At 60.7% G+C, this 26,509-nt stretch carries 24 protein-coding genes; 9 read left to right on the plus strand and 15 right to left on the minus strand.

From position 1 onward, the window contains the following. The first annotated feature begins 24 nt into the window (after nt 1-24). Genes FGF54_RS23480 through FGF54_RS23490 form a run of 3 tightly spaced genes read left to right on the plus strand, consistent with a single transcriptional unit; the run spans nt 25 to nt 3,871 of the window. Nucleotides 25-1,509, plus strand: coding sequence for a mannitol dehydrogenase family protein (locus FGF54_RS23480; RefSeq protein ID WP_142781332.1), 1,485 nt, complete (start codon nt 25-27; stop codon nt 1,507-1,509). A 7-nt stretch (nt 1,510-1,516) separates the two neighbouring features. Then, complete coding sequence (locus tag FGF54_RS23485; RefSeq protein WP_142781333.1) at nt 1,517-2,236, plus strand: HAD family hydrolase; 720 nt, start codon at nt 1,517-1,519, stop codon at nt 2,234-2,236. 60 nt (nt 2,237-2,296) lie between these two features. Next, entirely contained in the window at nt 2,297-3,871 is a 1,575-nt protein-coding gene (locus FGF54_RS23490; protein ID WP_168208249.1) for an FGGY-family carbohydrate kinase, read from the plus strand. Nucleotides 3,872-4,088: 217 nt separating this feature from the next. On the opposite strand, the gene FGF54_RS23495 is transcribed toward FGF54_RS23490, so the two are convergent. Further along, nucleotides 4,089-4,922: a MurR/RpiR family transcriptional regulator gene (locus tag FGF54_RS23495; protein ID WP_137005567.1), complete on the minus strand. Its 834-nt coding sequence runs from the start codon at nt 4,920-4,922 to the stop codon at nt 4,089-4,091. A 298-nt stretch (nt 4,923-5,220) separates the two neighbouring features. On the opposite strand from FGF54_RS23495, the gene FGF54_RS23500 reads away from it, so the two are divergent. Next, nucleotides 5,221-5,958 carry a sulfate transporter family protein gene (locus FGF54_RS23500; protein WP_142781335.1) on the plus strand — a complete coding sequence of 246 codons (738 nt, stop codon included), beginning with the start codon at nt 5,221-5,223 and terminating at the stop codon, nt 5,956-5,958. Here FGF54_RS23500 and nth read toward each other — a convergent pair. Next, the gene (gene nth / locus FGF54_RS23505; protein WP_142781336.1) at nt 5,920-6,702 is read right to left on the minus strand and encodes an endonuclease III; all 783 of its coding nucleotides are present in this window, start codon (nt 6,700-6,702) and stop codon (nt 5,920-5,922) included. The genes FGF54_RS23500 and nth overlap by 39 nt on opposite strands. A gap of 37 nt (nt 6,703-6,739) precedes the next feature. On the opposite strand from nth, the gene FGF54_RS23510 reads away from it, so the two are divergent. Together FGF54_RS23510 and FGF54_RS23515 are read left to right on the plus strand one after the other, a co-directional pair. Beyond that, entirely contained in the window at nt 6,740-7,222 is a 483-nt protein-coding gene (locus FGF54_RS23510) for a DUF2244 domain-containing protein (RefSeq protein ID WP_003523126.1), read from the plus strand. A 217-nt stretch (nt 7,223-7,439) separates the two neighbouring features. Next, the gene (locus tag FGF54_RS23515) at nt 7,440-8,312 is read left to right on the plus strand and encodes a bifunctional helix-turn-helix domain-containing protein/methylated-DNA--[protein]-cysteine S-methyltransferase (protein ID WP_127758091.1); all 873 of its coding nucleotides are present in this window, start codon (nt 7,440-7,442) and stop codon (nt 8,310-8,312) included. A 152-nt stretch (nt 8,313-8,464) separates the two neighbouring features. Here FGF54_RS23515 and FGF54_RS23520 read toward each other — a convergent pair whose 3' ends face one another. Continuing rightward, on the minus strand, nt 8,465-9,439 hold the full coding sequence (locus FGF54_RS23520; RefSeq protein WP_168208224.1) for a sugar-binding transcriptional regulator: 975 nt from the start codon (nt 9,437-9,439) through the stop codon (nt 8,465-8,467). A gap of 206 nt (nt 9,440-9,645) precedes the next feature. Between FGF54_RS23520 and tal the strand changes: the two genes are divergently transcribed. Continuing rightward, entirely contained in the window at nt 9,646-10,611 is a 966-nt protein-coding gene (gene tal, locus FGF54_RS23525) for a transaldolase (protein ID WP_003523123.1), read from the plus strand. A 106-nt stretch (nt 10,612-10,717) separates the two neighbouring features. On the opposite strand, the gene FGF54_RS23530 is transcribed toward tal, so the two are convergent. Next, entirely contained in the window at nt 10,718-11,491 is a 774-nt protein-coding gene (locus tag FGF54_RS23530; RefSeq protein WP_142781338.1) for an IclR family transcriptional regulator, read from the minus strand. A 199-nt stretch (nt 11,492-11,690) separates the two neighbouring features. Between FGF54_RS23530 and FGF54_RS23535 the strand changes: the two genes are divergently transcribed. After that, nucleotides 11,691-12,422, plus strand: coding sequence for an SDR family oxidoreductase (locus tag FGF54_RS23535; protein WP_059762511.1), 732 nt, complete (start codon nt 11,691-11,693; stop codon nt 12,420-12,422). Between the two features lie 57 nt (nt 12,423-12,479). Here FGF54_RS23535 and FGF54_RS23540 read toward each other — a convergent pair whose 3' ends face one another. The 5 genes from FGF54_RS23540 to FGF54_RS23560 all read right to left on the minus strand — a co-directional run bounded on the left by FGF54_RS23540 (nt 12,480) and on the right by FGF54_RS23560 (nt 16,352). Next, entirely contained in the window at nt 12,480-12,653 is a 174-nt protein-coding gene (locus tag FGF54_RS23540; protein WP_003499086.1) for a DUF1328 domain-containing protein, read from the minus strand. Nucleotides 12,654-12,864: 211 nt separating this feature from the next. Beyond that, entirely contained in the window at nt 12,865-13,719 is an 855-nt protein-coding gene (locus FGF54_RS23545) for a metal ABC transporter permease (RefSeq protein ID WP_142781339.1), read from the minus strand. Next, nucleotides 13,716-14,576 carry a metal ABC transporter permease gene (locus FGF54_RS23550; protein WP_142781340.1) on the minus strand — a complete coding sequence of 287 codons (861 nt, stop codon included), beginning with the start codon at nt 14,574-14,576 and terminating at the stop codon, nt 13,716-13,718. Before FGF54_RS23550 ends, FGF54_RS23545 begins: the two co-directional genes overlap by 4 nt. Then, nucleotides 14,557-15,465, minus strand: coding sequence for a manganese/iron ABC transporter ATP-binding protein (locus FGF54_RS23555; protein WP_003523118.1), 909 nt, complete (start codon nt 15,463-15,465; stop codon nt 14,557-14,559). The genes FGF54_RS23550 and FGF54_RS23555 overlap by 20 nt, the downstream gene beginning before the upstream one ends. Then, complete coding sequence (locus tag FGF54_RS23560; RefSeq protein WP_168208225.1) at nt 15,462-16,352, minus strand: metal ABC transporter substrate-binding protein; 891 nt, start codon at nt 16,350-16,352, stop codon at nt 15,462-15,464. Before FGF54_RS23560 ends, FGF54_RS23555 begins: the two co-directional genes overlap by 4 nt. 314 nt (nt 16,353-16,666) lie before the next feature. Here FGF54_RS23560 and FGF54_RS23565 point away from each other — a divergent pair, with 314 nt between their 5' ends. Next, the gene (locus FGF54_RS23565; protein ID WP_168208250.1) at nt 16,667-17,569 is read left to right on the plus strand and encodes a hypothetical protein; all 903 of its coding nucleotides are present in this window, start codon (nt 16,667-16,669) and stop codon (nt 17,567-17,569) included. Nucleotides 17,570-17,623: 54 nt separating this feature from the next. On the opposite strand, the gene FGF54_RS23570 is transcribed toward FGF54_RS23565, so the two are convergent. From FGF54_RS23570 to FGF54_RS23600, 6 genes are all read right to left on the minus strand, one after another. Continuing rightward, on the minus strand, nt 17,624-19,363 hold the full coding sequence (locus FGF54_RS23570; RefSeq protein WP_142781343.1) for a patatin-like phospholipase family protein: 1,740 nt from the start codon (nt 19,361-19,363) through the stop codon (nt 17,624-17,626). Nucleotides 19,364-19,669: 306 nt separating this feature from the next. Next, nucleotides 19,670-21,169: a lysine--tRNA ligase gene (gene lysS, locus FGF54_RS23575; RefSeq protein WP_059759522.1), complete on the minus strand. Its 1,500-nt coding sequence runs from the start codon at nt 21,167-21,169 to the stop codon at nt 19,670-19,672. Between the two features lie 250 nt (nt 21,170-21,419). Beyond that, entirely contained in the window at nt 21,420-22,877 is a 1,458-nt protein-coding gene (gene gltX, locus FGF54_RS23585) for a glutamate--tRNA ligase (protein WP_080840437.1), read from the minus strand. A 212-nt stretch (nt 22,878-23,089) separates the two neighbouring features. Further along, nucleotides 23,090-24,862 carry an SLC13 family permease gene (locus FGF54_RS23590; RefSeq protein WP_142781344.1) on the minus strand — a complete coding sequence of 591 codons (1,773 nt, stop codon included), beginning with the start codon at nt 24,860-24,862 and terminating at the stop codon, nt 23,090-23,092. Nucleotides 24,863-25,103: 241 nt separating this feature from the next. Then, complete coding sequence (locus tag FGF54_RS23595; RefSeq protein ID WP_142781345.1) at nt 25,104-25,391, minus strand: GIY-YIG nuclease family protein; 288 nt, start codon at nt 25,389-25,391, stop codon at nt 25,104-25,106. 167 nt (nt 25,392-25,558) lie between these two features. After that, on the minus strand, nt 25,559-26,320 hold the full coding sequence (locus tag FGF54_RS23600; protein ID WP_142781346.1) for a TerC family protein: 762 nt from the start codon (nt 26,318-26,320) through the stop codon (nt 25,559-25,561). Nucleotides 26,321-26,509 lie beyond the last annotated feature (189 nt).

A 26,509-nucleotide genomic window follows, 5' to 3' on the forward strand; every position in this document is an offset into this window, starting at 1 on the left:
CGTTTCCCCTCCGAGGATCGTGACATGACATGCAAACTCTCCCTCGCAACGCTTGACGACGCCAGAAAAACCGCGGCTGTTCCGGCCTATTCCCGGGCCGATCTTTCCGCCGGCATCGTGCATTTCGGCGTTGGCAATTTCCACCGCGCCCATCAGGCGGTCTATCTGGATGACCTGTTCAACACCGGAACGGACCATGACTTCGCCATCATCGGCGCGGGCGTTCTGCCGTCCGATGCGGTGATGCGCGAGAAACTTGCCGCGCAGGATTTCCTGACGACGGTGGTGGAGCAGGACAATAACCGCACCGGCGCGCGCGTCACCGGGCCGATGATCGACATTCTGAAGGTTGGCGATACAAAGGCCATCATCGATACGCTCGCCGATCCGAAAATCCGCATCGTCTCAATGACGATTACCGAGGGCGGTTATTTCATCGATGCTTCCGGTTCCTTCAACCCGCAGCATCCGGCCATTGCCGAGGATGGCAGGAACCCGGCTTTGCCGAAAACCGTGTTCGGTCTCATCGTCGCGGGGCTGAAGGCACGGCGGGACAAGGGGCTGCAACCCTTCACCGTCATGTCCTGCGACAACATTCCGCATAATGGCAAGGTCACGAAAAATGCGGTGGTCGGGCTCGCGGCCCTGTCCGATCCGGCCTTCGCCAACTGGATCGGCGAAAATGTCGCTTTCCCGAATTCCATGGTCGACCGCATCACGCCCGCGACAGGCGAGCGCGAACGCAATATAGCCCGCGACGATTTCGGCATCGAGGACAATTGGCCGGTCTTCTGCGAGGAGTTCAAGCAATGGGTGATGGAGGATAATTTCCCCGCCGGTCGCCCGGCGCTGGAAAAAGCCGGCGTACAGTTCGTCAAGGATGTCGCGCCCTATGAGCATATGAAAATCCGCATCCTCAATGGCGGCCACGCGGCAATCGCCTATCCGGCGGCGCTGCTCGACATCCATTTCGTGCATGAAGCGATGGAACATCCGCTGATCCGGGCGTTTCTGGCAAAGCTTGAAAATGAAGAGATCATTCCGGTCATTCCGCCGGTTCCCGATACGAATCTTGCCGATTATTTCGCCCTGATCGAGCGGCGTTTCCTCAATCCGAAGATCGGCGACACCATTCCGCGTCTGGCGCAGGACGGTTCTAACCGCCAGCCGAAATTCATCCTGCCATCCACCGCCGACCGGCTGGCGCGCGGCGAGGATATCGTCGGCCTTTCGCTGGTTTCGGCGTTCTGGTGCCGTTATTTCCAGGGCACCTCCGACAGCGGCAAGGAAATCGCCTTCAACGATGCCAGCGCCGAGCGGCTTCAGGCGGCGGCGATCAAGGCCAAGGACGATCCGATGGCCTTCCTCGCGCTTGAGGATATCTTCGGAGCAGTTGCCGAATCGGAGCTTTTCCGTAAACGCTTTGCCCATGCAGTGAAGACGCTGTGGCAAGAAGGCACGGCGAAGACCTTGCAGCTTTATCTGGATGACAAGCTGGCTGAAAAGTGACTGAGAGATGGAAGACGAGACCGGGCCCCTTTTGATTTTCGATTGCGACGGCGTTCTCGTCGATAGCGAGCCGGTCTCCATCTCCGTCCTTCTCGACATGCTCTCCCATCTCGGCGTGACGATGGGGGAGGAAGAGGCCTATGAGCGCTTTCTCGGCCGCAGCGTCGCCAGCATGACGGCGACGCTGTTTGAGGATTACGGTGTCGAAACCGACATCGATTTTCTCGACCATATGCGGGCGACGCTGTTCGAGCGTTTCCGCACCGAGCTTCGGCCGATTGACGGCATTGGCGAAACGCTGGACAGGCTCCTGCCGCTGCGGCGCTGCGTCGCTTCCTCAAGCCAGCCGGAACGCATCCGTTATTCGCTGGGGCTGACCGGCCTGATCGACAAATTCGAACCGCATGTCTTCAGCGCCACCATGGTGAAAAACGGCAAGCCGGCGCCCGATCTATTCCTGCATGCGGCGCGCGAAATGGGCGTCGAGCCGCGTCACTGCATCGTGATCGAGGACAGCCCGGCCGGCATTGCCGCCGCAAAGGCCGCGGGTATGGGCGTTTTTGCCTTTACCGGCGGTTCGCATGCGCGCTTTCCCGCATTCCGTGAAAAGATCGCCGGGCTTGGCGCGGATGCGGTGTTTGACGCGATGCCGGATTTGGTCCAACTTGTCCTTAGCTATGTGGGGAAGGGCGGTTTTGACGGCCAAATGGAACGTGATGCGGGCTGAAGCAGATTTCGCCTGCCGCCGTCGCCGGGTCGTTGCGCAAGGGATGGAATTGCAGTCTTGATGCGTCAAAATCTCGTCGCTGTCGATGTCGGCACCGCCAGCGCCCGGGCCGGCATTTTCGATCCGGCCGGCCGGCTGCTTGCCCGCTCCACCCATCCGATCCTGATGCAGAGGCCGCAGGAAAACCACGCCGAACACGATTCCACCGACATATGGAAAGCGGTCTGCATCGTGGTGAGGGCAGCGCTTGCCGAGGCCGGTGTTTCACCGCAGAGCATTGCCGCCATCGGTTTCGACGCCACCTGCTCGCTGGTCATCCGCGATGGGCGGGGTGAGCCGGTTTCGGTTTCCGTCACCGGTGAAGATCGGTTCGACACCATCGTCTGGCTCGATCACCGGGCAATCGACGAGGCCGACCGGCTGACGGCATCCGGCCACCGGGTGCTGGATTTTGCCGGCAACAGCGTCTCGCCGGAAATGCAGATGCCGAAGCTGATGTGGCTGAAGACGCATATGCCGGCAAGCTGGTCGCGCATGTCCTTCGCTTTCGATCTGGCGGATTTTTTGACGTGGAAGGCGACCGGTTCAGCGCAGCGTTCAAATTGCACGCAGACGGCGAAGTGGAATTTCCTGGCGCAGGAAAATCCCGGCTGGCAGGCGGATTATCTGGAACTGGCGGGCCTTGCCGATTTGAGAGAGCGGGCAGGGCTGCCCGAGACCACGGTAATGTCGGGGGAAAGCATCGGCCCGCTTTCGCCCGAAGCGGCCGCCGAACTGGGTCTCGATATCGGCTGCCAGGTGGCGGCGGGCATGATCGACGCCTATGCCGGCGCGCTCGGCGCATTGGGCGGCTGCCTGTCTGCGGATGTGGGCCGGCATGTGGCGCTGATCGCCGGTACATCGAGCTGCCTTGTCGCCATGTCGGAGCGGCAGATGCCCGGCCACAGCCTCTGGGGTCCCTATTGGCAGGCGATCCTGCCGGGTCACTGGCTGGTGGAGGGCGGGCAATCGGCCACCGGCGCGCTGCTCGACCATATCGTGCGCATGCATGCGGCTGGCGGTGAGCCGGATACGGCGCTGCATGCCCGCATCGTTGCGCGGGTAACGGAATTGCGCGCGCTTGAGGGCGAGGCCTTCGCCGAGCGGCTGCATGTGCTGCCGGATTTCCACGGCAACCGCTCGCCGCTTGCCGACCCGCATGCGGTCGGCGTCATCAGCGGACTGACTTTGGATACATCTTTCGACAGTCTCTGCCGTCTTTACTGGCGCACGGCCGTCGCCATTGCGCTTGGCGCGCGCCATGTGCTCGATGCGATGGAGCGTTTCGGTTATGCGGTGGAAAGCCTGCACGTTACCGGCGGGCACGTGAAGAACCCGCTGCTGATGGAGCTTTATGCCGATGTGACGGGCAAGCGTATCGTGGTTCCCGCCACCGCCGATGCGGTGCTGCTCGGCACGGCGATGACGGCGGCGACGGCCGGCGGGGTGCATGCGAACCTTGCCGCAGCAGGGGCCGCCATGTATCCGGGCAATGCAGAAATATCAGGCAATCCGGCGCGTGGCCCCCGGTATGAGCGGGATTACCGCCGTTTTCTCGCCATGTACCGCCATCGTCAGGAACTGGAAAGCCTTTGATTTTCTAAAGGCAAATGGCAGGTTAGAGCGCATTGCTGGCGGTTCCGCTTCTTTCTTCTCCCCGTGGGGGAGAAGGTGGCCCGAAGGGTCGGATGAGGGGGCAAGCTCTCCGAATATCTCCACCGTCGCCCCCTCATCCCGCTGCCGCGACCTTCTCCCCGGCGGGGAGAAGAAACAAGCTGTGGCCGCTCGATCCATAAGCACGCACTGTTGTCGTTCAACTGCGCAGCGAGCGTTTCAGGGCCGTGAGGTTCTTTGCCCTTGCCCTGCCGTTGTCATCGGCGCTGGCGCCAAGAGCACAAAGGGTGAATTCCAGCAGGGAGACCAGTTGCAGCAGGCCTTGGCCGCCATTCTGCGCCTGCGGCATGGCAAGGCAGAGATCTGCGCTTTCCGGTCCCCATTCATAAAAGCGTGTGGTGATCAGCAATGTCCTGTAGCCGCTCTTGCGCGCCATTGCCGACAGGCGTTGCAGCGGCGACAGGGCGCCGCCGCAATCCATGATGACGAGCAGCGCCTGCGCGGGGTCGAAATCCCACAGGGCGACATAGGCCGCGCTGTCGCTGCCGAGATAATGGATATGGCCCCGGCTCTCCAGAAGCCGCCCGTAAAAATGCCGCCCGGCGTCGAGACCTTCCGGAGAGGTTGCCAGAAAAACATTGCCCGCCGTGGCGATCTCGTTCATGGCGACCCGCCAGATCGATTGGGTGGTCATGTCGAAAGCGGTCTGGATGGCCTGAATCTGCTGGGACAGAAGCTGTGAAAACGGGTTGGAATGGCGTTCGCCGCCTTCGGCCATGGCGGGTTGGTCCGCGCCCGCTGTTTCTTCGGCATGGCGCAGATCGGCGCGGATGTCGCTGAATTGCCGATATCCCAGCGAGCGCAGGAAACGGCCGACCGTCATCGGACTGAGGCTCAGCTTGGCGGCGAGCGTCTGGGCCGTCTCGAACGGCAATTCGTCCAGATGTTCGATCAGATATTTGGCGATCTTGCGCTCTGAAGGGGTGCCTGCCTTCATGGCGCGCGTAAGGTTCAACAGCAGCTTTTCCACCAACGCCTCATTCTTTTATCTTTATTGAACGATGATGCATGCGCGCGCGCAAACGAGCGTGCGAACCGCAATTTGACGGTGGGGGATAGCTTTTCCGGCCTTGTCCTCCACCGGACCGGAATGCGAAATATAATAGGTATATTATTATATTTTAGAGATACCTTTTATTCAAGGGAAATTCCATCTGCGGTTTAAATCCAGCCGTTTGGCATCTTTCCGTCCGTCTTGCAGAGCGGGCGGGCAGCGCTTATCTCTCGTCTGGTAAGTGTGTTTCAACGCGAAAGGCGTCGAGGAGTTCCGGATGATTTTTGATGCGGCGAGGCTTGCCTTCCACAATCTCTTTGCCGCCGAAACCCGGTCGGTGTTCTGGAAGGTTCTGGGGCTCACGCTTCTCGTGCTGGCGGCGCTGTGGTTCGCCATCCGCTCGATCTTCATTTATTTCGCCCTGCCGTGGGTGGATACGCTGATCCCCGGCGTGCCGGACTGGGCGGGCTGGCTGACCTTCGTTTTCGCCATTTTCGCCGGCATCGGGCTGGCGCTGGCGCTCGCGCTGCTCATTTCGCCGGTCACCGCCGTCATTGCCGGCCTGTTTCTCGACGATGTCGCCGAAGTGGTCGAGAAAAAGAACTATCCGAACGATCCGCCGGGCAAGGCGATGCCGGTCGGCGAGGCTGTTCTGTCGTCCATCAAGTTCTTCGGTGTCGTCATTGCCGGCAACCTTGTCGCGCTGTTGCTGCTTCTGGTGCCGGGTATCAATCTCATCGCGTTTTTTCTGGTGAACGGCTATCTGCTCGGCCGGGAATTCTTCGAATTCGCGGCGATGCGTTTCCGCTCGCCCGCCGAAGCGAGGTTGTTCCGTTCAAAACACCGCACCACCGTCTTCATGGCCGGGCTGGTAATCGCGGCCTTCCTGGCGGTGCCGTTCCTCAACCTGCTGACGCCGCTTTTTGCCGCCTCGATGATGGTGCATCTGCACAAGGCCGTCAGCCGGCGTGATCCCTCATTCGGCGCCGGCCACACCGAACAGCTGCGCGGGTAACTCCACCAGCGGCGCTGGAATATCGAAGGTCTTTTCCGGTGATTTGCAGATATCGGCAATCACGCAGCGTTCGCATTCCGGCTTGCGCGCCTTGCAGCAGTAACGCCCGTGCAGGATCAGCCAGTGATGGGCGTGGAACAGATATTGTTCGGGAATGATGCGGATCAGCCGGTCTTCAACCTCGTCAGGGGTTTTGCCCGGCGCAAGACAGAGCCGGTTGGCAATGCGGAACACATGTGTATCAACCGCAAGCGTGGGCAAGCCGAAGGCCATGGACATCACCACATTGGCCGTCTTGCGGCCTACACCCGGCAGCGTCACCAGTTCCTCGCGGGTTTTCGGCACCTCGCCGCCGAAATTGTCGATCAGCATCTGCGACAGGGCGATGACGTTTTTCGCCTTGTTGCGGTAAAGCCCGATGGTCTTGATATAACCGATCAGTTCTTCCTCGCCGAGCGCCAGCATCTTTTCCGGCGTATCGGCCACCTTGAACAGTGCCCGGGTCGCCCGGTTCACGCCCACATCGGTCGCCTGCGCGGAAAGCGCCACGGCCACCAGCAGGGTGAAGGGATTGGTATGTTCCAGCTCGCCTTTCGGCTCCGGCCGCTGAATGGAAAAGCGCCGGAAGATCTCGGTGAGCTCGTCCTTGGAATAGGCCGTTTTCACCCGCGCCGGCTTGCGCGCGGATGCCGGATTTGACTTTTTCAATGTTTGGGTGCTGGATCGTTTTTTGGCGACTGTCATGGACTATCTATAGCCAGCCCGCCCTGAGGAAAGCAACGTGGATACGCTCAACGACCAGCCGATTTTCGCGGCGGAACTCGTTCCGCACCGTTCGCTTGGCAGAAGGGGTTTCCGGCTGCTCCTGCTTTTCTCCGGCCTGGCCTGCCTTGTCTATGGCGGCTTTTTCCTCGCCACCGGGGCATGGCCGGTCGGCCTGTTCTTCGGGCTGGATTTCCTGCTGCTTTATGCCGCCTTTCGCGCCAATTATCGGGCGGCGAAGGCGCGGGAAGAGGTCAGCGTCTCGCGCACCAGCCTGTCTATCCGCAAATTCTCTCCGGCCGGGCGGATGGTGGAGCATCGCTTCAATCCCTTCTGGGCGCGTTTCAGGGTGAGGCGGCACGACGAGATCGGCATCGTCTCCATGCATGTGACGGGTGAAGGCCGGGCGACCGATATCGGTTCGTTTCTCAATCCGGATGACAGGGAAAGCTTCGCGAAGGCGTTTGGCGGTGCGCTGGCGACTGTGCGGCGGCGGATGTGAACGGATAATCCCGCTCACTACCCGTCATTCCGGCCTTTAGCCGGAATCCAGCCGACGCGCGTCCGCGCGGCGGGAAGGACTCCTTACAGCCCAAGGACTTGGGCTGGCTGGATACCGGCTCGAGGCCGGTATGACGGTAGAAACGGAGCACCGCGCAAGAAACGGGTGGAGACGAAGTCGCTTTAGTGGTTTTCTCTTACCCGTTAGGAGATTTGCGATGAACGCCAATATTACGCTGAACGAAGACATCACCCCCATCGGATCGGATTACGACACGGTGCGCGGGGTTATCGAGCTTTTGACGCTGGATTATCGCGAGCAGCCCTCCCTCGAAGCCATTGCCGCAGAGCTTGGCCAGTCGCCGACGCAATTGCAGAAGACCTTCACCCGCTGGGCCGGCCTTTCGCCCAAGGCATTCCTGCAGGCCGTAACGCTCGATCATGCCAAGCGGCTGTTGCGCGAAGAGGATTTGCCGCTGCTGGAAACCTCGATCGAGGTCGGTATGTCTGGCCCCGGACGCCTGCACGATCTGTTCGTCACCCATGAGGCCATGTCGCCCGGCGAATGGAAGGCTAAGGGCGGCGGGCTGACGATCCGTTACGGTTTCCACACCTCGCCCTTCGGTCTTGCGCTGGTCATGGTGACAGATCGTGGCCTTGCCGGCTGCGCCTTTGCCGATCCGGGTGAGGAAAGGGCCTGTTTCGAGGACATGGCCGGCCGCTGGCCGAATGCGGAATATCTCGAGGATCGCGAAGCGACTGCGCCCTATGCCGCGCGCATCTTCGATCCGTCCATGTGGTCGGCGGACAGGCCGCTGCGTGTCGTGCTGCTCGGCACGGATTTTCAGGTGCGGGTCTGGGAAAGCCTCCTGAAAATCCCGATGGGCCGCGCCGTCACCTATTCGCACATCGCCTGCGATATCGGCCAGCCCACCGCGTCGCGTGCCGTGGGTGCGGCGGTCGGCGCCAACCCGGTCTCCTTCGTCGTTCCCTGCCATCGCGCCGTGGGGAAAAGTGGGGCGCTGACGGGGTATCACTGGGGCCTGACCCGCAAGCGGGCGATGCTCGGCTGGGAAACGGGGAAGGTGTGACGCCGGTCTCCCTCATCCCTGTGCTTGTCACAGGGATCCAGCCAGCCCAAGTCCTTGGGTTGAAAAGACTCTTCCCGTCGCGCAGACGCGCGCCGACTGGATTCCTGTGACAAGCACAGGAATGAGGGAGAGCCTAAATCGACTGATGAGGCCTAAACCAGTTCCATCAACGCCCGCGCCGCCGCCTCGTCTGTAATCAGCGTATTGCACCCGATCCGCTTGATCGTGGCGCGGATGGCGATGGCGCGGTGGGCGCCGCCGGAGGCCAGCACGATATGTTTTGCCTTGCGCAGCGTGTCGAGATCGATTGCCATGGCGCGCTGGTTGATCGGGTGATCGACCGAGCGGCCTTCAGCATCGATGAAATTGAACATGGTGTCGCAGACGCAGCCGGCATCGATGAGTTCCTGCAGCGTCGTCTTGGAAATGAAGCCTTCCGACAGCGAGGTCGAATGCGGGCCGATATCGCCGCAGGAGACGATGGCGAGATCGAGCGTTTCGGCGAGATCGTAAAGCGTCGCAAGCCCGCATTTTTCGATCAGCGCCCGTTTTGTGTCGACGGAATCTACCAGAAGCGGCGCAAGGAACATGTAACATTCCGCTCCGAGCGCGCTTGCCAGCCGCCAGGTGTAATCGAGCGGGTTGGTCTGGTGCACGGCGACGATACCGCCGAGCAGCGAGACGACCTTGCAGTTTTCCCGGCGCGGCGGGCGGAAGCTGGAAAGCGAGGCGGTCATGGTGCGGCCCCAGCCGACGCCGATGGTGGCCTCATTCGGCACCGCTTCTGAGAGGAATTGCCCGAGCGCCAGCCCGACGGCCTTGGCCGTGCCTTCGGCGTTTGCCTTATCCGGGGAAGGGATGATCACCGCCTCGTCCAGCCCGTAGGCCGCCTCCAGCCGGCCGGCCAGCTCGACGAAATCCTCAATGCCTTCGTTGATCCATATCTGCACTTCGGAGCGCTTCATCGCCTCGTCCAGAAGGCGGATGACGGTGGAGCGGCTGATGCCCAGTTTCTCGGCGACATCCTTCTGCGTCATGCCCTGATTATAATAGAGCCATGCGGCGCGCAGCCGCAGAGACGCCGCTTCCGAATAGGCCGTATGGGTTTCTCTTCTCAGTTTCGCCACGGTTTCCGCCATTCTTTATGAGCGACCGAGTATCGCAGGCGTGAAACTTATGTCAATTGCGATGCGCAAATGTCTTGACTTTCGCGTCTTCGACTTGCGATAGTTGGAACCGACGAAACCGCGATTTCGGCCTTGGGCGCACCCCTGGTGCGGGAACGAAATGACGGCTGAGCAAGTTTTCAAGAGATCATGAAGGATCATCAGATATGACATCCAAACTCGAACAACTTCGCGCCATCACCACGGTCGTTGCCGATACCGGCGATATCGAGGCGGTTGCGCGCCTGAAGCCGGTGGATTGCACCACCAACCCCACCATCGTTCTCAAAGCGCTCGGCACACCGGCCTTTGCCGATGCGGTGAAGGAAGCCGTCGCATGGGGCAAAAAGCAGGGCGGCCAGTCCGACGCCGTGGTTGCCGCCGTTGCCGACCGTCTCGCCATTTCCGTGGGCGCGGCGCTTGCCGGCCTCGTTCCGGGCCGTGTGTCGACCGAAGTCGATGCCGACCTTTCCTTCGATACGCAAGCCTCCATCACCAAGGCGCGCCACATCATTGCCGCCTATAAGGAGCGCGGCATCGAGCGTGAACGTATCCTCATCAAGCTCGCCTCCACCTGGGAAGGCATCAAGGCTGCCGAGGTTCTCCAGTCCGAAGGCATCGACTGCAACCTGACCCTGCTGTTCTCGCAGGCACAGGCGATTGCCTGCGCCGAAGCCAAGGTCTTCCTCATCTCGCCCTTCGTTGGCCGTATCCTCGACTGGTACAAGAAGTCCACCGGTGAGACCTACACCGCCGAGACCGATCCGGGCGTCGTTTCTGTGCGCAGCATCTACAATTACTACAAGGCCAATGGCATCAGCACCGTCGTCATGGGCGCGTCCTTCCGCAATGTCGGCGAAATCGAAGCGCTGGCCGGTTGCGACCGCCTGACGATCAGCCCGGCACTGCTGGAAGAGCTGGACAAGGACAGCGGCAAGCTGGAGCGCAAGCTTTCGCCCGACAATATCAAGGCAGAGCCGCTGCAGTCGCTTGACGAGAAGGCATTCCGCTGGGCGCTCAACGAAGACGCGATGGCCACCGAGAAGCTCTCGGAAGGCATCCGCCTGTTCGCCAAGGATCTGGTGACGCTGCGCGAAATGGTCCGCAAGGAACTGACGCTGGCTGCGGCCTGATACAAAAAGGGGGAACCATCCACGTTCCCCCTGCGTTTAAGAGATATAAATCTCCAGTCACTCAAAACGCGATCGGGTCCCTGCCGGTCGCGTTTTTTTGTGCGTTTCAGGAATTTCCGTTTCCCGTCGCCACTTCGGAAATCCGCTTTGCCGCCTCGCGGATCAGCGCTTCACAGGCCTCGCGTGTCGGGGCCTTGCCGCCAAGCGGGGTAATATAGGGGCAGGTGATGACGGCAAGCGCCGTGCCGTCCAGCGTCAGCACCGGGGCGGAAATATTGCGCACGCCGGCGGTCTGAAGGCTGTCCATGGATTCTAAACCGTTTTTGCGCACCTCCGCCAGTCGCCCGGCAAGGTCCGGCGGCACGGTTTCGCCGCCGCCGCGCACCTGTTCGGTTATCATGATCTGGCGCTGCGCCTCGGTCTGGAAGGCCAGAAGCACATGGCCGGAACCGGTGTGGAACAGGCTCATCTGCGCGCCGACCCGCATGGACATGGCCCAATAGGTGGACGATTCCTGCTGGGCGATGACAACGACGCTGCCGCGATCATAAACCGCCAGATGACAGGCCTGCTCGGCGCTTGCCGAAAAATCGCGCATGACCGGTGCGGCGAAAGAAACCAGCCGGCGGATCGGCGCGTGGAAATGCGCCAGCCCGAACATCTTCAGCGTTAATGAGAAGCGGTCTCCGTCAAGCCGCTGCACATAACCGCGGCGCACCAGCCGGTCCAGCATGCGATAAAGCTCGTTCGGGCTTTTGCCGATAGACTTGGCGATCTCGATCTGCGTCAGCCCGCCATCGGTGCGGGCCAGAAGTTCGAGAATGTCCAGACCCTTGTCGAGGGCGGGAGCGCGATATCTTTCGCTGTCGTCGTCGGTCATCTGGCCTCGATGGTGTTTTGCGCGGTCGCCGGGTGGGCAGCCTGAAAATATGGTTGCCCGATAGCCGACATCCACGCAAGTTTGCTTGACGCCATATGAATACCGCGTTTACATATGAATTGTCGATCCATATTTGAGGTCATCGAAATTCAGCGACCTGAACCCTGATGGGCGGGCGCGCTATAGCGGGAGGCTATTCATGGTGCAGGATTTTAACGGCCGGACAGTGGTGATCACCGCCGCCGGTCAGGGTATCGGCCGGGCGACGGCAGAGCGCTTCATATCGCTCGGCGCCCGCGTCATCGCCACCGATATCAATGAGCAGGCGCTTTCGACGCTGAAGGGTGCGGAAACCCGGGTTCTGAACGTGCTCGACGGTGATGGCGTCAAGGATTTCGCCGCCGATATCGGCCATGCGGATGTGCTGTTCAACTGCGCCGGTTTCGTTCATTCCGGCACCATCCTCGAATGCGAAGAGAAGGACTGGGATTTTTCCTTCGATCTCAACGCCAAGGCCATGTATCGCACCTGCCGCGCCTTCCTGCCCGGCATGCTGGAAAAGGGCAAGGGCGCAATCGTCAACATGTCCTCCGTCGCTTCCAGTGTTAAGGGCGTGCCGAACCGTTTCGCTTATACCGCCTCCAAGGCGGCCGTGGTGGGTCTGACCAAGGCGATTGCCGCCGATTTCGTCACCAGGGGCATTCGCTGCAACGCCATCTGCCCCGGCACGGTCGATAGCCCGTCCTTGCATGACCGCCTGCGCGCCACCGGCAATTACGAACAGGCGCTGGCCGATTTCATCGCCCGCCAGCCGATGGGCCGTATCGCCACGCCGGAAGAAATCGCGGCACTCGTGACGTATCTCGCTTCTGATGAGGCAGGCTTCACCACCGGCCAGATTCACGTCATTGACGGCGGCTGGACTGGCTGAATCTTTTTAAGGGAGAGAGGAGAGGCAACCGGCGTGAAAACCGGTCGCCTTTTTCGTTCAGACGACGGCGCTTCCGGCCATCAGTGCAAGCACGAGGAAGACCAGGAAGATCACCACGGCGATGAAGAACAGGATTCGGGCCACGCCCGCCGCGGCTGCCGAAATGCCGGTAAAGCCGAATACGCCCGCGATCAAAGAGATAACAAAGAAAATAAGAGCCCACTTCAGCATGGCGCTTCCCCTTTTGCATAATTTTCCCGAGCCCGCCGCCCCGCGACAGGCTCGGTAAAATGACGCGCAAAAGGCGAAAATGTTCCATACGCCCGCAAAAATCGTTGTTTTAGAGTGTTTTCGCTTTGCTTCGAATGGCGAAAACACTCTAACTCTTTGTTTTGGCGCATTTCCGGACGGAAAACCGGGCTCCACTTTTCCTGGAAATGCTCTAGAAGCCCGTTTCACGCGCCGCGTCGATCCTGCGGGCGTTCCAGGTGGTGCGGATGAAGGTTGCGACGAAAGCAAGGCTCATGAACATGACGATGGTGGGAGCCGGCGCGCTGTCGATGAGGAAGCTCAGCCATATGCCTGCCAGCGATGAGGTTATCGCCACCGCAATGGCCACCAGCAGCATGGCGGAAAAACGCCGGGTCAGCAGGAAGGCGATTGCGCCCGGCGCGACCAGCATGGCGACCGAGAGGATGATACCCACCGCCTTCAGCGCTCCGACGACGGTGAGCGACAGAACCATCAGCAGGCCATAATGCAGGACACGCACCGGCAGGCCGATGGCTTTCGCATGCTGCGCATCGAAGGCGTTGACCAGCAGATCCTTGCGCAGAATGCCGAGAAACAGCGTGGCGAAAAGCGCGATCAGGCCCGTCTCCAGCATGTCCGACGGTGCAATGCCCAGCATGTCGCCGAAGAGGATGTGGTCGAGATGCACATCGCTCTGCACCTTCACATAAAGCACCAGCCCCAGCCCGAACATGCCGGAAAAGACGATGCCGAGCACCGTGTCTTCCTTGATGCGGCTGTTTTCCTTGATGAAACCGGTGCCGAGCGCGCAGATCATGCCGGCGATGAAGGCGCCGATGGAAAGCGGGATGTTGACGATATAGGCCAGCACCACGCCGGGCAGCACGGCGTGCGAAACCGCATCGCCCATCAGCGACCAGCCCTTCAGCACCAGAAGACAGGAGAGCATCGCCATCGGCACCGCGATCATCAGCGTGATCACGAAGGCATATTGCATGAAGGGCAGCTGAAACGGCAGCATGGCGAGTTCGAGATATTCGCTCATGGCGTTTCCCCCAGCGCCCTGCGGGCCTTGGCCCTGGAGGCGAGAAGCCCGTGCTTGGGCGCAAAGACGAAGGCGGCAAGGAAGATCGCGGTCTGCAGCACAACGATGACGCCGCCGGTCGCACCATCGAGGAAATAGCTGAGATAAGCGCCGACGAAGCTGGTGGCCGCGCCGATGATGAGGCTCATCAGGATCAGCCGCTCGAAACGGTCGGTCAGGAGATAGGCGGTGGCGCCCGGCGTCACCACCATGGCGACGACGAGGAAGGCCCCGACGGTCTGAAGGGCGGCAACCGTGGAAGCGGCCAGCAGGGTGAAGAAGATCACCTTCAACACTTCCGGCTTCAGCCCCACGGTGCGGGCGTGGTTCTCATCGAAGAACACCACCATGAAGTCACGCCATTTCAGTGCCAGCACGATGAGGCTGATGCCGCCGATCAGCGCGAGCTGGATGGTGTCTTCGGCGGTGATCGCCAGAATATTGCCGAGCACGATGGTCTGGATATTCACCGAGGTGGGCGACAGCGACACCATGAACAGGCCAAGCCCGAAAAACGAGGTGAAGATCAGCCCGATGATCGCGTCTTCCTTCAACCGCGTCTTCTGGTTCAGGAACAGCATGGAACCGGCCGCAAGCCCGCCGGAAAGGAACGCGCCCAGCGAAAACGGCAGGCCCAGCATATAGGCGCCCGCCACGCCCGGAACGATGGCATGGGAAAGCGCATCGCCGATCAGCGACCAGCCCTTCAGCATCAGATAGGCCGAGAGAAAACCGCAGACGCCGCCCACCAGTGCGCTGACCCAGATGGCGTTCAGCATATAACCGTAAGTGAAGGGCTCAAGAAGGCTGTTTATCATCGACTTTTTCTTTCGGAGCCTCAGGATCGCGCCCGTTCTGGCCATTCTTGCCGTAAATCACGAAAGGCCGCTCGTCATCGGTAATGACCTTCACCCGGCGCGGATCGGCGTCGTTATGCAGGTCTGCCCCGCCAAGCACGAAGTGGCGCAGGCTGCCGCCGAAGGCCTTTTGCAGGTTCTCCTCGTTGAAGGTATCCGCCGTCTTGCCCGATGCCAGCACCGTGCCCTTGACGAAGACGGCGCGGTCACAGAATTCCGGCACGCTGCCGAGATTATGGGTGGAGACCAGCATGACGCGGCCCTCGTCGCGCAGCGCCTTCAAAAGTGCGACGATCTGCTCTTCCGTTGTTACGTCGACACCGGTGAAAGGCTCGTCCAGCAGGATGACCTGACCCTCCTGCGCCAGCGCGCGGGCCAGAAACACCCGCTTCTTCTGCCCGCCGGAGAGTTCGCCGATCTGGCGCTTGCGATAGTCGAGCATGTTGACGCGTTTCAGCGCCTCTTCGACCATGTGATGGTCGCGTTTCGAGGGGATGCGCAGGAAATTCATGTGGCCGTAACGGCCCATCATCACCACATCCTCCACCAGCACCGGAAAACTCCAGTCCACCTCTTCGGCCTGCGGCACATAAGCGACGAGGTTTTTCCGGAGCGCTTCCTTCACCGGCAGGTCGAAGATCGAGACTGAACCGGCGGCCAGCGGCACGAAACCCATGATGGCCTTGAAAATCGTGGACTTGCCGGCGCCATTGACGCCGACAAGTGCAGTGATCGTTCCGCGGGGGATGGAAAAGCTGGCATTTCTTAATGCGGTGTGCCCGTTTCGATAGGTCACTGTCGCATTTTGAACCGTCAGGCCGCCGCCTGATTTTTTACTGCCCATTCTCATGAAGACAGCCCCTTGGCGATGGTTTCGCTGGTCACGCGCAAAAGGTCCAGATAGGTCGGAACCGGGCCGTCCGCCTCGCTCAGCGAGTCCACATAGAGGATGCCGCCATAGGCCGCGCCGGTTTCCTTGGCCACCTGCTCTGCGGGATCGGCGGAAACCGTGCTTTCGCTGAAGATGACGTGGATATTGTGCTCGCGCATGGCGTCGATCACGCCGCGCACCTGCTGCGGTGTGCCCTGGCTGTCGGCATTGACCGGCCACAGGAACAGTTCCTTCAGGCCGAAATCGCGGGCGAGATAAGAAAACGCGCCTTCACTCGTTACCAACCAGCGCTTGTTTTCCGGCAGAACGGAAAGCGCGTCGCGGATCGGCTGCACGGTGGCTCTGATCTTGTCCGAATAGGCCTTGGCATTGGCGGCATAGACATCGGCATGGGCAGGGTCGGTTTCGGTCAGGCCCTTGCGGATATTTTCCACGTAGATCAAGGCGTTATCGGGCGACATCCAGGCGTGCGGATTGGGTTTTCCCTGATAGGCGCCGCCGCTGATCGCCATGGGTTCCACGCCGTCGCTCACCGTCACGCTCGGCACGCCGGAAAGGTTGGCCAGGAACTTTTCAAACCACAATTCCAGATTGAGGCCATTGCGAAGCACCAGATCGGCCTTGCGGGCTTTCAGAATATCGCGCGGCGTTGGCTGGTAGTTGTGAATTTCAGCGCCCGGCTTGGTAATGCTTTCCACCTCGGCCGCATCGCCCGCCACATTGCGCGCCATGTCGGCGATGATGGTGAAGGTCGTCACGACAGTCGGCTTTTCCTGAGCAACGGCGACGCCGGGGAGGAAAAGCGAAAAAGCGAAAATCGCGTGGCGGATTTTATGGACGTTCACGGGGCTCACCAGATTTTGTTGCGATTAATTCGCAATACCATCTGTTATAAAATCACGCTTGTCAACGCTATTGCAAATCATTCGCAAATTAGTGCATTTCGCAAATGTCCGAAAATGGTGCGTTTTTGCCGGTGTTGCACCGGCGGGATTAAACTTTTTTCAATGAGAAAGCGGCACTATCGCAAGGCTCGGACAGCGTGGTCCGGAGCTTGTCCCGCGTGTGTTCCTCATCCTTCGAGCCACGTTTTGGGGTGAGGGCGTAAGACGGGGTACTTGATGTCAGGATGTTGCGGGTGAAAGCTGTATTCGGACGAATGCGGTTTTCGCGCAAGCTCGTTATGATTGGAGGCGGGATCCTGCTTTTGGCGGGTGCGACCGGCTCTGCTGCCGTGTTTATCGGCAGCGAGCGGCTGCTCGGCCCATCCTACGCCTCCACCAACGGGCTTTCCTGCGACGCGGTCCAGACGGTCAATATCCGCAAGAACGGTTCCCTATGGGTCCGCAAATTCATTCGTACCCAGGGCGGTGACGGCACAGAGCGGCTGAAGACTGCGCTTCGTGTCGCAAGGGCGGTTTACGACAAGCAGAAACCCGATCTGGTTCAGGTCTCCGTGCTCGACAAGAACGGTCCGCAGCTGCGCTCGGAAATGCGTGGCCGTGCCATTGCCGCACAGGTGGTTTTCATTCCCGATCCGGCAAAAATTCCCGAAGGCGCGGATGCCCATCGTTATTCGGCCTTTTATTACGATGGCGCCGCCAATGCCAGCGGCCAGTTTTACGGCTTGCGTATCGATCTGCCGCTGGAAGATGCCGAGGCGCTGGCGGCAGGCCTCAGCGATTCGGCCGATTGTGCGACCCCGGCTCTGGATGCCGGTTCTGAAGGCCATGAAGGAAAACCCGCGAAAACTGCGACGGGACACGGCGAGACCAAAGACGACGGCGCGGGCGGCCACGGCGGCGCGCCGGCGGAAACCAGGGACGGCGGGGCTGCCCATGGCGAAACCCCATCTCCCGAAGCGCATGGCGAACCGGCTGCCGACGAACTTCTGACCTCGACGCCGGAAGCCGATGGCGGCAGCATCTTCAGCCTGTCCTATCTGAAATCGCTGATCTTCGGCAAAGGCTCGACGACCGCACAGGCGGCGGAAGAAAAGCCGGCTGCCGAAAATGCTCCGGCGGAAGAACCCGGTGCGGAGAAAAAGGCCGCGGGCCACTGAGCGGGCGAGGGCGGTTTCTCTCCCCGAATCCTTCCGGGGCTCGCATCTGACGTGTCAGATATCCGGCCCGATCCGCAGGCGGCCAGCCGGATTTGGAAATTTCTTCCGTTTGTTGACGATTGCCGGAGAGAAACTCTGCGACAGGGCGGCAAAGGCGGCAATGCGGGCGATCAGCTTTTCCCGATCCCCCTTTGTCACCGCTTCGTAGCTCTCGATCTCGTCGATATAGCCCGTCAGCCAGTCTTGATATTTGCCTTCGTTCCACAGTCGCTCAGTCGCAAACACCGTGTCTTCCAGCCGATCATAGGCAACGAGCGTCCGTCGCCAGCGATGCTCGTCGAAATCCAGCGCGCCGTTGGCGAAGAGCGATCCGACCTCGAGGCCGTAGCTCATCAGCTTCGCAGAGCGTTCCGGCGGCATGGTGAGGTTCAGCCCGCCTTCCTCCTCGTTGAGGAAAACGCGGGCGATACGTTCTCTCTGGCCTGGCATGGTGGCGAGCGACTGATCCTGCCAGTCCTTCGCCGAGCTGAGGATGCTGCCGAGAAAGCCGGTCATTTTTTCCATCTTGTGAACGGGCACGCCGATCCCTTCGCCGGCCGCCTGCGGGATCGTGACGCGCTTACCGCTGCTGGCGATGGATTTCGGCAATTCATCGAGGCTAAGCGCGAAAGTGGGACGCGACGGAAGCAGGGCATCGAAAAGATGAATGGGGAAGTTGCTGCTGATGCCGCCATCGGAGAACCAGATTTTCGCCTTCATGACGGGCCGCGCTTTGCCGCCGAGACGCTGCACGATATCCAGCGTGCCGCGATCGTTGGTATAGGCCGGAATGGCCTTGAACAGCACCGGGAAGCTCAGGCTCATGCGCGTCGCGATGATGACCGGCAACTGGGCGGGCTCCGGAAAAGCCTTGAGTTCGGGAAAGGGGCCGCCCGGTGTTGCGATCTGCTTCAGCCAGTTCATCACGGCCGCGGGAAAGAGCTGGCTCCATTCCGCCGGGTCGTAAGCCACCGTGAGATTGGTGGTCGGAAGCGTGTGCGGCCGCCGCATCGACAGGTTCGTCGTGACCATCTTCAGGTTGATGACCGGCTTCTCCGGCTCCGCGCCGATGAGATCGCCGAAGGTCAGCGGTGGCGCGGTTGCGGCGTCGCTGCCGAAAGCGATGTCCTGGATCGATGCGTGAAGCCATTCCGTGAGGCCCGGAACCTCGGCATCGGAAACCGTTAGTCCCGAGCAGAAACCGAAGCCGTCCCTTGGCAACCGGTAGAAAACCAGCCACAGGATCTGGCCGAGGATGCCGGCCAGCATTCCCACCAATCCGCCTAGAACCGACCCGGCCCAACCGCCGCCCAGAACCCACAAGGCGGCGGCGCCGATGACAATGCCAACTATGGCTGCCAGCGGAAAAGCCAGGAGCAAGCCCAAAACCTTGCCCGGCCAGCCGCCGGCCTGCGCCCACAGCAGGTAACGCATCAGCGGGCGAAAACGGCGCTGCGGCTGGAAAAGCCTGTCCAGAATAGTGGGTATCGTGTCGCAATGAGCCTGCAGGCGGGTGAAACCATCCGGATCGTTTCTGACCGTGCGGGAATATTCCGCTGCCGCCGCAAAGGCGGCGGCAATCGCCCCGGCCGATGTGCCGCCTATCGAGCGGAAGCGATACCGGCGCGCCAGTTCCAGAACGGCATAGGGATAAACGACGCCGGAGGTGATGCCGCCTTTCATCACCACGTCGCATTCCTTTTCGGGTGCGGCGAACATATCGGGCTGGTATTTGGGAAGCTCATTCTCGGGCATGCGTATCTCCCCCGGCGGCTCCTGATCGAAAGCCGTCAAACACAATGCGAATGATGGAGAATGGGTATCACAAGTTGAGGCGATATCGCCAGTATATTCTACTGAAAGTTAAATAAACTTGCGCGATCCGTTCGCTGAAAGCCGGATAATTACTTGCGAGCGTCTATCTATGGAGAGGAAAACAGGCAGGCAAACGGGGCGAAACCTCGCCACACTCTCCGACGTCAAGAAAATACGCCCCTTCGCCACCAGCGAGAAAGTTGGGGCGCGGAAGGCGGCCGCAAGGCCGCCCCGGGTTTCGTCCGATCAATCTGCCTTGTTGCGGCGGGCCGGGAAGAGGATGACGTCGCGGATCGACGGGGCGTTGGTCAGAAGCATGATCAGGCGGTCGACGCCGATGCCGAGGCCGCCGGCGGGCGGCATGCCCTGGTCGATGGCGTCGAGGAATTCGTCGTCCAGCTGCTTGTCCTTTTCACCGCGGGCGTGCGCTTGCTCCAGCTGCTCCACCATGCGGCGGCGCTGTTCTTCCGGATCGTTGAGTTCGGAGAAGGCGTTGCCCACTTCCCAGGCGTTGCAATAGCTTTCGAAACGCTCGACGAGGCGCGGTTCGCCCGGCACTTCCTTGGCGAAGGGCGAGATGTCCTTCGGGAAATGCGTGACGTGGCTCGGCTGGATCAGCGTGCCTTCCACCTTCTCCTCGAAGATGAAGGCAAGGCATTCGCCCCAGGTCCAGTCCTTTTCGACAGCGAAGCCAGCAGCCTTGGCGGCGGCGCGGGCTTCCTCGTCGGTCTTGATAGCGAGGAAGTCGATACCGGTCGCTTCCTTCACCGCGTCGGGCATCGGCACACGCTTGAACGGGCCCTTGAAGGAAATCGTCTGGCCCTGGAATTCAACTTCGGTCGTGCCGTGCAGGGCAATCGCCAGCGTCTCGAACAGCCGCTCCACGAGACCCATGATGTCTTCGTAGTCGGCATAGGCCCAATAGCACTCCATCATGGTGAATTCAGGATTGTGCCTTGTGGAAACGCCTTCGTTGCGGAAGTTGCGGTTGATTTCGAAGACCTTGTCGGTGAGGCCCGAAACCAGCGTGCGCTTCAGGAACAGTTCCGGCGCGATGCGCAGATACATGTCCATCTTCAGCGTGTTGTGGAAGGTCTTGAACGGATCGGCCGTCGCGCCGCCATAGATGGTCTGCAGCATCGGCGTTTCCACCTCGAGGAAGCCTTCGGCCTCCATGAAGCGGCGAATACCGGAGAGGATCTTCGAGCGCTGCAGGAAGCGCAGCTTGGATTCCTCGTTGGAGAGAATGTCGAGGTGGCGCTTGCGGTAACGCAGCTCGATATCGGAGACGCCGTGCCACTTCTCCGGCATCGGCAGCAGCGATTTCGTCAGCATGGTGATTTCTTCGGCGTTGATCGTCAGCTCGCCGCGCTTGGTGCGGCGCACCTTGCCGGTCACGCCGATGATGTCGCCGATATCGATCATCGGCAAAAGGTTGCGCGCCGCTTCCGGCGTCGTGTCCTTGTGGGAGAAGATCTGCACCTTGCCCGAGGCGTCATGGATATCCATGAACATGCCGGAATTGCGCGAGGAATAAACGCGGCCGGCCACCGTCACCGTATCGCCGGTTTCGACGTCGGCTTCGATATCGGCATATTTTTCCGCGAGCTCCGCATTGGTCAGCGTGCGGTGGAAATGCGCCGGATAGACATCGCCGATCTGCTCGCGCAGCAGCGCAAGTTTCTGGCGGCGCACTTCGGTGGCGTCGGAGGAGAGGGCGGTGGTTTCGGTCGTCTTGTCGTTCATCGTATTCGCCTTCAGAGGGCTTGTTCGTTGCAATTACCCTTTGCGCTCCGGGCTTACCCCCCTCTGTCCTGCCGGACATCTCCCCCTCAAGGGGGGAGATCAGATGCCGCGCCCGCCCGTTCCGTGGGCAAGGTGTCAGCCGCTTGTCGATCTCCCCCCTTGAGGGGGAGATGCCCGGCAGGGCAGAGGGGGGTACCCCGAGCAGAGGGGTATATTTCAGTCTGCCGGCGTCACCGCCAGCACGTCATCATCAGCTTCCGCTGCCCACCATCGTGGCCACAACGGCAATCGCCATCTTCAGCCGCTGGCGCACCACGGAGCGGCCAAGCAGCGCCATCGAGTCAAACAACGGCAGCGAGCGCGAGGAACCGGAGACGGCGACGAAAAGCGGCGGCGTCACGACGCGCAGCTTCTTGCCCGTGCGTTCGGCGACATCGCGCAGCTCCGCCTCGATCGCTTCCACATTCCAGTCCGGCATCTTCTCGAGGTCGGCGGCAACCGTGGTGAGGATTTCGTGGATTTCCTCGGGTTTGCTCTTGAGACCCGCGAAGGAAGCCGGCGTCAGGCCGACATCGCTCGCCAGCAGGAAGCCGGCGAGGTTCGGCAATTCGCCGAGTCTGGAAATGCGGCTCTGGGCAAGCTTCAGGCCTTCGGTCAGGCGGGCATTTTCCATCGCCCATTCCAGCGTGCGGGCAATGAATTCTTCCGGCGAAAGCTTCTCGCGCAGCCAGCGGCCGTTCAGCCAGTCCAGCTTCTGGATGTCGAAGATCGCGCCGGCCTTGGACAGCGCTTCCGGATCGAACTTCGCCGCCAGCTCGTCCATGGTCAGAAGTTCTTCGCCTTCGGCGATCTGGATGAAGAACAGGCCAAGGAAGTTCATCAGCGCTTCCGGCAGGTAACCCAGCGCGGAATAATAGGAGATCGAGGTCGGGTTCTTGCGCTTGGAAAGCTTGGACTTGTCGGCGTTGCGCATCAGCGAAAGATGCATGAACGTGGGCTGGTCCCAGCCGAAATAACGGTAAAGCAGAATGTGCTTGGGCACGGATGCCAGCCATTCTTCGCCGCGCGCCACATGGGTGATCTTCATCAGATGGTCGTCGATGACGTTGGCCATGTGATAGGTCGGCATGCCGTCGGCCTTGATCAGCACCTGCATATCGACCGAATCCCACGGGATCGAAACATCGCCATAAACGCCGTCATGGAAATCGCACGAGCCTTCGGTCGGGATTTTCATGCGCACGACATTGGCCTCGCCGGCGGCGACGCGGGCAGTGACTTCCTCGGCTTTCAGGTTGAGGCAGTGGCCATCATATTTCGGCGGCTTGCCGGCGGCGCGCTGGGCTTCGCGCATTTCTTCCAGCCGCTCGGGCGTGCAGAAACAGCGGAAGGCATGGCCTTTTTCCAGCAGCTCTTCGGCATAAGGCCAATACATGGCCTTGCGCTCGGACTGGCGGTAGGGACCGTAAGGGCCGCCGACATCCGGGCCTTCCGACCAGGTCAGCCCGGTCCAGCGCAGCGCTTCCAGCACCTTCTGCTCATATTCGAGGGTCGAGCGGGTGGCGTCGGTATCCTCGATGCGCAGGATGAACTCACCGCCATGTTTCTTGGCGAAGAGATAGTTGAACAGCGCGATATAGGCGGTGCCGACATGCGGCTCGCCGGTGGGGGAAGGTGCGATGCGGACGCGAACGCCGGAAGTGGTCATGAAATTCACTCGTCGTGACGTGGCAGTGACATCGGGGCGGTTTCACCCGTCTGTCACGATGTTTTCGTTTGGATGCGGCAGGAAATCATGTTGGAAGACGCAATGAAAGCGCCTTTTGCACATTCCCGTTCGGCTTCGGCTTAGGCCATATTCTGCCGCAGGCGTCAAGGAAATACGAAGCCCGCGCTGGTTCAGCGTCCCAGCTGAGAGCCCTAGTTCACTGGCCAGATGTAAAGCAGCATGGGAATGCTGGCGATGACGATCATGATCGACAGCGGCAGGCCAAGGCGCGGATAGTCGCTGAAGCGATAACCGCCGGGACCCATGACCAGCGTATTGCACTGGTGGCCGATGGGGGTGAGGAAATCGCAGCCGGCACCGATAGCCACCGCCATCAGGAAGGCCTCTGGCCGGAAACCGAGTGTGGTGGCGAAACCGGCGGCGATGGGGGCCATGACCAGCACGGTGGCGGCATTGTTGAGAAAGGGCGTCACTGCCATGGCGGTGAGCAGGATCATGCCAAGCGCCGCAAAGGGCGGCAATCCCTGCGCGGCGTGACCGAGCCATGCGGCGATCAACTCGCTCGCCCCGCTGGTGCGGAGCGAGTCGCTGACGGGAATGAGGGCGGCGAGCATGACGAGGATCGGCCCGTCGATGGATTTATAGACCTCGGTGAGCGGGATGGCGCCGACCACGATCATCATGAAGGCAGCGGCGAAAAAGGCGACGGAGACCGGCACCAGCCCGCTGCCGGCGGCGATCATGGCGGCGGCGAGCACGATGACGGGCAGAAGCGCGCGGCGCTGCACGCCCAGCAGGATTTCCCGCTGCGCCAGCGGCAAGAGCGAAAATTCCTGCAATACCTGCGGCAGGTTCTTGCGGCTGCCCTGCAAAAGAATGACGTCGCCCGCCTGCAATGTCAGCTCGGAGAGCCGCTGGCTGACGCGTTGGCCGCGACGGCTCACCGCGATCAGATTGACGCCACGCGTATAGGACAGCGCGAGTTCACGCGCCGAAATGCCGTTCAGAACCGATTCATTGCTGATCACCGCTTCCATGGAAATGAGATCTGCGGTTTTTTGGCCGTTTTCCATCAGCGGCTTGCCGGAAAGCAGAAGCTTCGCCTGCGAGACGATGCGGTCCAGCCCCTCCGGGCTGCCTTCGAGGAGAATCGTGTCACCCGCCTTCAGCGTCACGTCGGGGAAGGGGGAGATGCGCCGCGGCCCGCGCAGGATGGTGCTGGCGATCACATCGCCATCGGCCTGTTTCAGCAATTCGCGCAGCGGCTTCTCCGCATGGGTGCTGTCGGCGGGCAGGGTGGCTTCGGCGGTATAGGCGGACTGGTCGAGAATATCCTCCACCGATGCCTGCTGGCGGTTGCGCACCGGCAGCAGCCGGTAACCGAAAGTCAGGAAGACGATGCCGATGACGGTCAGCCCCGCGCCGACGGGGGTGAAGTCGAACATCGAAAAACTCTGCCCGGTCATTTCCTCGCGCAGCCGCGAGACGACGATGTTGGGCGAGGTGCCGATCTGCGTCATCAGACCGCCCAGCAGGGCGGCGAAGGCCATGGGCATCAGATAATAGGAGACCGGGCTGCCGGATTTGCGGGCGAACTGGAAGGCGACCGGCATCATGATGGCGAGCGCGCCGATATTCTTGATGAAGGCCGACATGACGGCGACGACGATCATCAGGAAGGCGAGCTGCAGGCTCTTGGAGTGCATTTCGGGGAAATATTTCTTGATCGTCATATCGACGATGCCCGACCGCGCCACCGCCGAGCTGACCACCAGCGCGCTGCCGACGATGATGACGATATCGTCCGAAAAACCGGAAAAAGCTTTTTCGAAAGGCACGACGCCGAGCGCCACGGCCACGAGCAGCGCACTGCAGGCCACGACATCGTAACGCAGCCTGTCCCAGATGAACGCGACCATCATTCCGGCGATGACGGTGAAGGCGAGGATCTGGTCTGTCGTCATGCTGGCTTATGCTTTCGAAGGAGAGGCGGCGGGAATGACTCTATCGATGAGGATATCGAAGAACGCAAGCCGGGGTGAAGCGGTTCCGGGTTGGTGATGTCATTCCTATCTCTTCGTCATACCGGCCGTGAGCGCGCATCCAACCGACGCGGCCTCACGCGGCGAGAAGAGTCTTTTCAGCCCAAGGACTTGGGCTGGCTGGATGCCGGATCAAGTCCGGCATGACGGAGCGGAGGCATCGTCAGAGAAGAAAATGGGCAATGTCGTCCCAGGCTGGATTGAGATCTTCAATCAACTTGATCTTCCATGCCCGCGGCCAGTTTTTTATCGTCTTTTCTCTCGCAATTGCGTCCGTGACGAGATCGTATGTTTCGAACCACACAAGCGTCTTAACGCCATAACGGGTTGTGAATCCGGGCGTCCGGTTGTTCTGATGTTCATATAAACGGTGAGAAAGGTCGCTTGTTACGCCAGTATAGAGCGTACCGTTTCTTTTGGATGCAAGAATATAAACGTAACCTTGGCGCATGAGAAACGCTCATGATTTTTGCAAGAAATCAGTTTATTTCCGTCATGCCGGACTTGATCCGGCATCCAGCCGCCGCGCGTCTGCGCGGCGAGAAGAGTCCTTTCAGCCCAAAGACTTGGGCTGGCTGGATTCCGGCTCAAGGCCGGAATGACGGTGGCGAGATGCCGTTAGTGCGTATCGCCTGCCGCCTCCGCCTTTTTGCGCTGCCTCGCATTGCGGGCCAGCATGTTGAGAAGTTCCACCAGCGCCGAGAACGCCATGGCGGCATAAACGTAGCCCTTCGGAACATGGAAGCCCATGCCTTCGGCGATCAGCGTCGTGCCAATCATCATCAGGAAGGCGAGCGCCAGCATGACGATGGTGGGGTTGCGCTCGATGAAGTTGGCGAGCGGCGTTGCGGCCAGCAGCATGACGGTGACGGCCACGACGACGGCGACGATCATGATCGGCAGATGCGGTGTCATGCCGACGGCGGTGATGATGCTGTCTACAGAGAAAACAAGGTCGAGCAGCAGGATCTGGCCGATGGCGGCGCCGAAATTCATCGCGGCCGGGCCACCCACCATGTCTTCCTTGTGATCTTCCGGGTCGACATTGTGGTGAATTTCCTTGGTCGCCTTCCATACCAGGAAGAGACCACCCGCTATGAGGATCATGTCTTTCCACGAGAAGGGGGGGCCGAAGGCTTCGAAAACCGGCGTGGTGAGCTGCACGATCCATGCGACGGTGCCGAGCAGGCCGAGGCGCATGACGAGCGCAAGGCCTATACCGATCTTGCGGGCTTTTTCACGCTGTTCGGGCGGCAGCTTGTTGGTGAGGATGGAGATGAAGATCAGGTTGTCGATGCCGAGCACGACCTCCATGACGATCAGCGTGACGAGCGCCACCCAGGCGGCGGGGTCAGATAGAAGAGGGAGAATGGACTCCATCAGGTAGGTTTTCCTTTCAGCAACAAGGCCAGCCGAAACATTCGGTGGGTGGAATTTATAGCGCAATACGCGAGAAACAAGGAGTTGATGGCTCCGGGGCGCAAGATTTCATCGAAATTTCGCGCAGACCGCGTATTGGCGTTCACACCGTTGCGAGTGCATTTCCAGGAAAAGTGGCCCCCGGTTTTC

It is taken from the genome of Agrobacterium sp. T29, from assembly GCF_006970545.1.
GTDB classification, from domain to species: domain Bacteria; phylum Pseudomonadota; class Alphaproteobacteria; order Rhizobiales; family Rhizobiaceae; genus Agrobacterium; species Agrobacterium leguminum.

Bases quoted from the DNA above. Each gene is read 5' to 3' on its own strand.
- FGF54_RS23515 (WP_127758091.1), top strand. From the start codon at position 7,440: ATGAACGCCAATATTACGCTGAACGAAGACATCACCCCCATCGGATCG.
- FGF54_RS23480 (WP_142781332.1), top strand. From the start codon at position 25: ATGACATGCAAACTCTCCCTCGCAACGCTTGACGACGCCAGAAAAACC.
- gltX (WP_080840437.1), bottom strand. From the start codon at position 22,877: ATGACCACTTCCGGCGTTCGCGTCCGCATCGCACCTTCCCCCACCGGC.
- FGF54_RS23595 (WP_142781345.1), bottom strand. From the start codon at position 25,391: ATGCGCCAAGGTTACGTTTATATTCTTGCATCCAAAAGAAACGGTACG.
- FGF54_RS23570 (WP_142781343.1), bottom strand. From the start codon at position 19,363: ATGCCCGAGAATGAGCTTCCCAAATACCAGCCCGATATGTTCGCCGCA.
- tal (WP_003523123.1), top strand. From the start codon at position 9,646: ATGACATCCAAACTCGAACAACTTCGCGCCATCACCACGGTCGTTGCC.
- FGF54_RS23555 (WP_003523118.1), bottom strand. From the start codon at position 15,465: ATGAGAATGGGCAGTAAAAAATCAGGCGGCGGCCTGACGGTTCAAAAT.
- FGF54_RS23565 (WP_168208250.1), top strand. From the start codon at position 16,667: ATGCGGTTTTCGCGCAAGCTCGTTATGATTGGAGGCGGGATCCTGCTT.
- FGF54_RS23550 (WP_142781340.1), bottom strand. From the start codon at position 14,576: ATGATAAACAGCCTTCTTGAGCCCTTCACTTACGGTTATATGCTGAAC.
- FGF54_RS23545 (WP_142781339.1), bottom strand. From the start codon at position 13,719: ATGAGCGAATATCTCGAACTCGCCATGCTGCCGTTTCAGCTGCCCTTC.
- lysS (WP_059759522.1), bottom strand. From the start codon at position 21,169: ATGAACGACAAGACGACCGAAACCACCGCCCTCTCCTCCGACGCCACC.
- FGF54_RS23535 (WP_059762511.1), top strand. From the start codon at position 11,691: ATGGTGCAGGATTTTAACGGCCGGACAGTGGTGATCACCGCCGCCGGT.
- FGF54_RS23600 (WP_142781346.1), bottom strand. From the start codon at position 26,320: ATGGAGTCCATTCTCCCTCTTCTATCTGACCCCGCCGCCTGGGTGGCG.
- nth (WP_142781336.1), bottom strand. From the start codon at position 6,702: ATGACAGTCGCCAAAAAACGATCCAGCACCCAAACATTGAAAAAGTCA.
- FGF54_RS23500 (WP_142781335.1), top strand. From the start codon at position 5,221: ATGATTTTTGATGCGGCGAGGCTTGCCTTCCACAATCTCTTTGCCGCC.
- FGF54_RS23540 (WP_003499086.1), bottom strand. From the start codon at position 12,653: ATGCTGAAGTGGGCTCTTATTTTCTTTGTTATCTCTTTGATCGCGGGC.
- FGF54_RS23530 (WP_142781338.1), bottom strand. From the start codon at position 11,491: ATGACCGACGACGACAGCGAAAGATATCGCGCTCCCGCCCTCGACAAG.
- FGF54_RS23490 (WP_168208249.1), top strand. From the start codon at position 2,297: ATGCGTCAAAATCTCGTCGCTGTCGATGTCGGCACCGCCAGCGCCCGG.
- FGF54_RS23590 (WP_142781344.1), bottom strand. From the start codon at position 24,862: ATGACGACAGACCAGATCCTCGCCTTCACCGTCATCGCCGGAATGATG.
- FGF54_RS23485 (WP_142781333.1), top strand. From the start codon at position 1,517: ATGGAAGACGAGACCGGGCCCCTTTTGATTTTCGATTGCGACGGCGTT.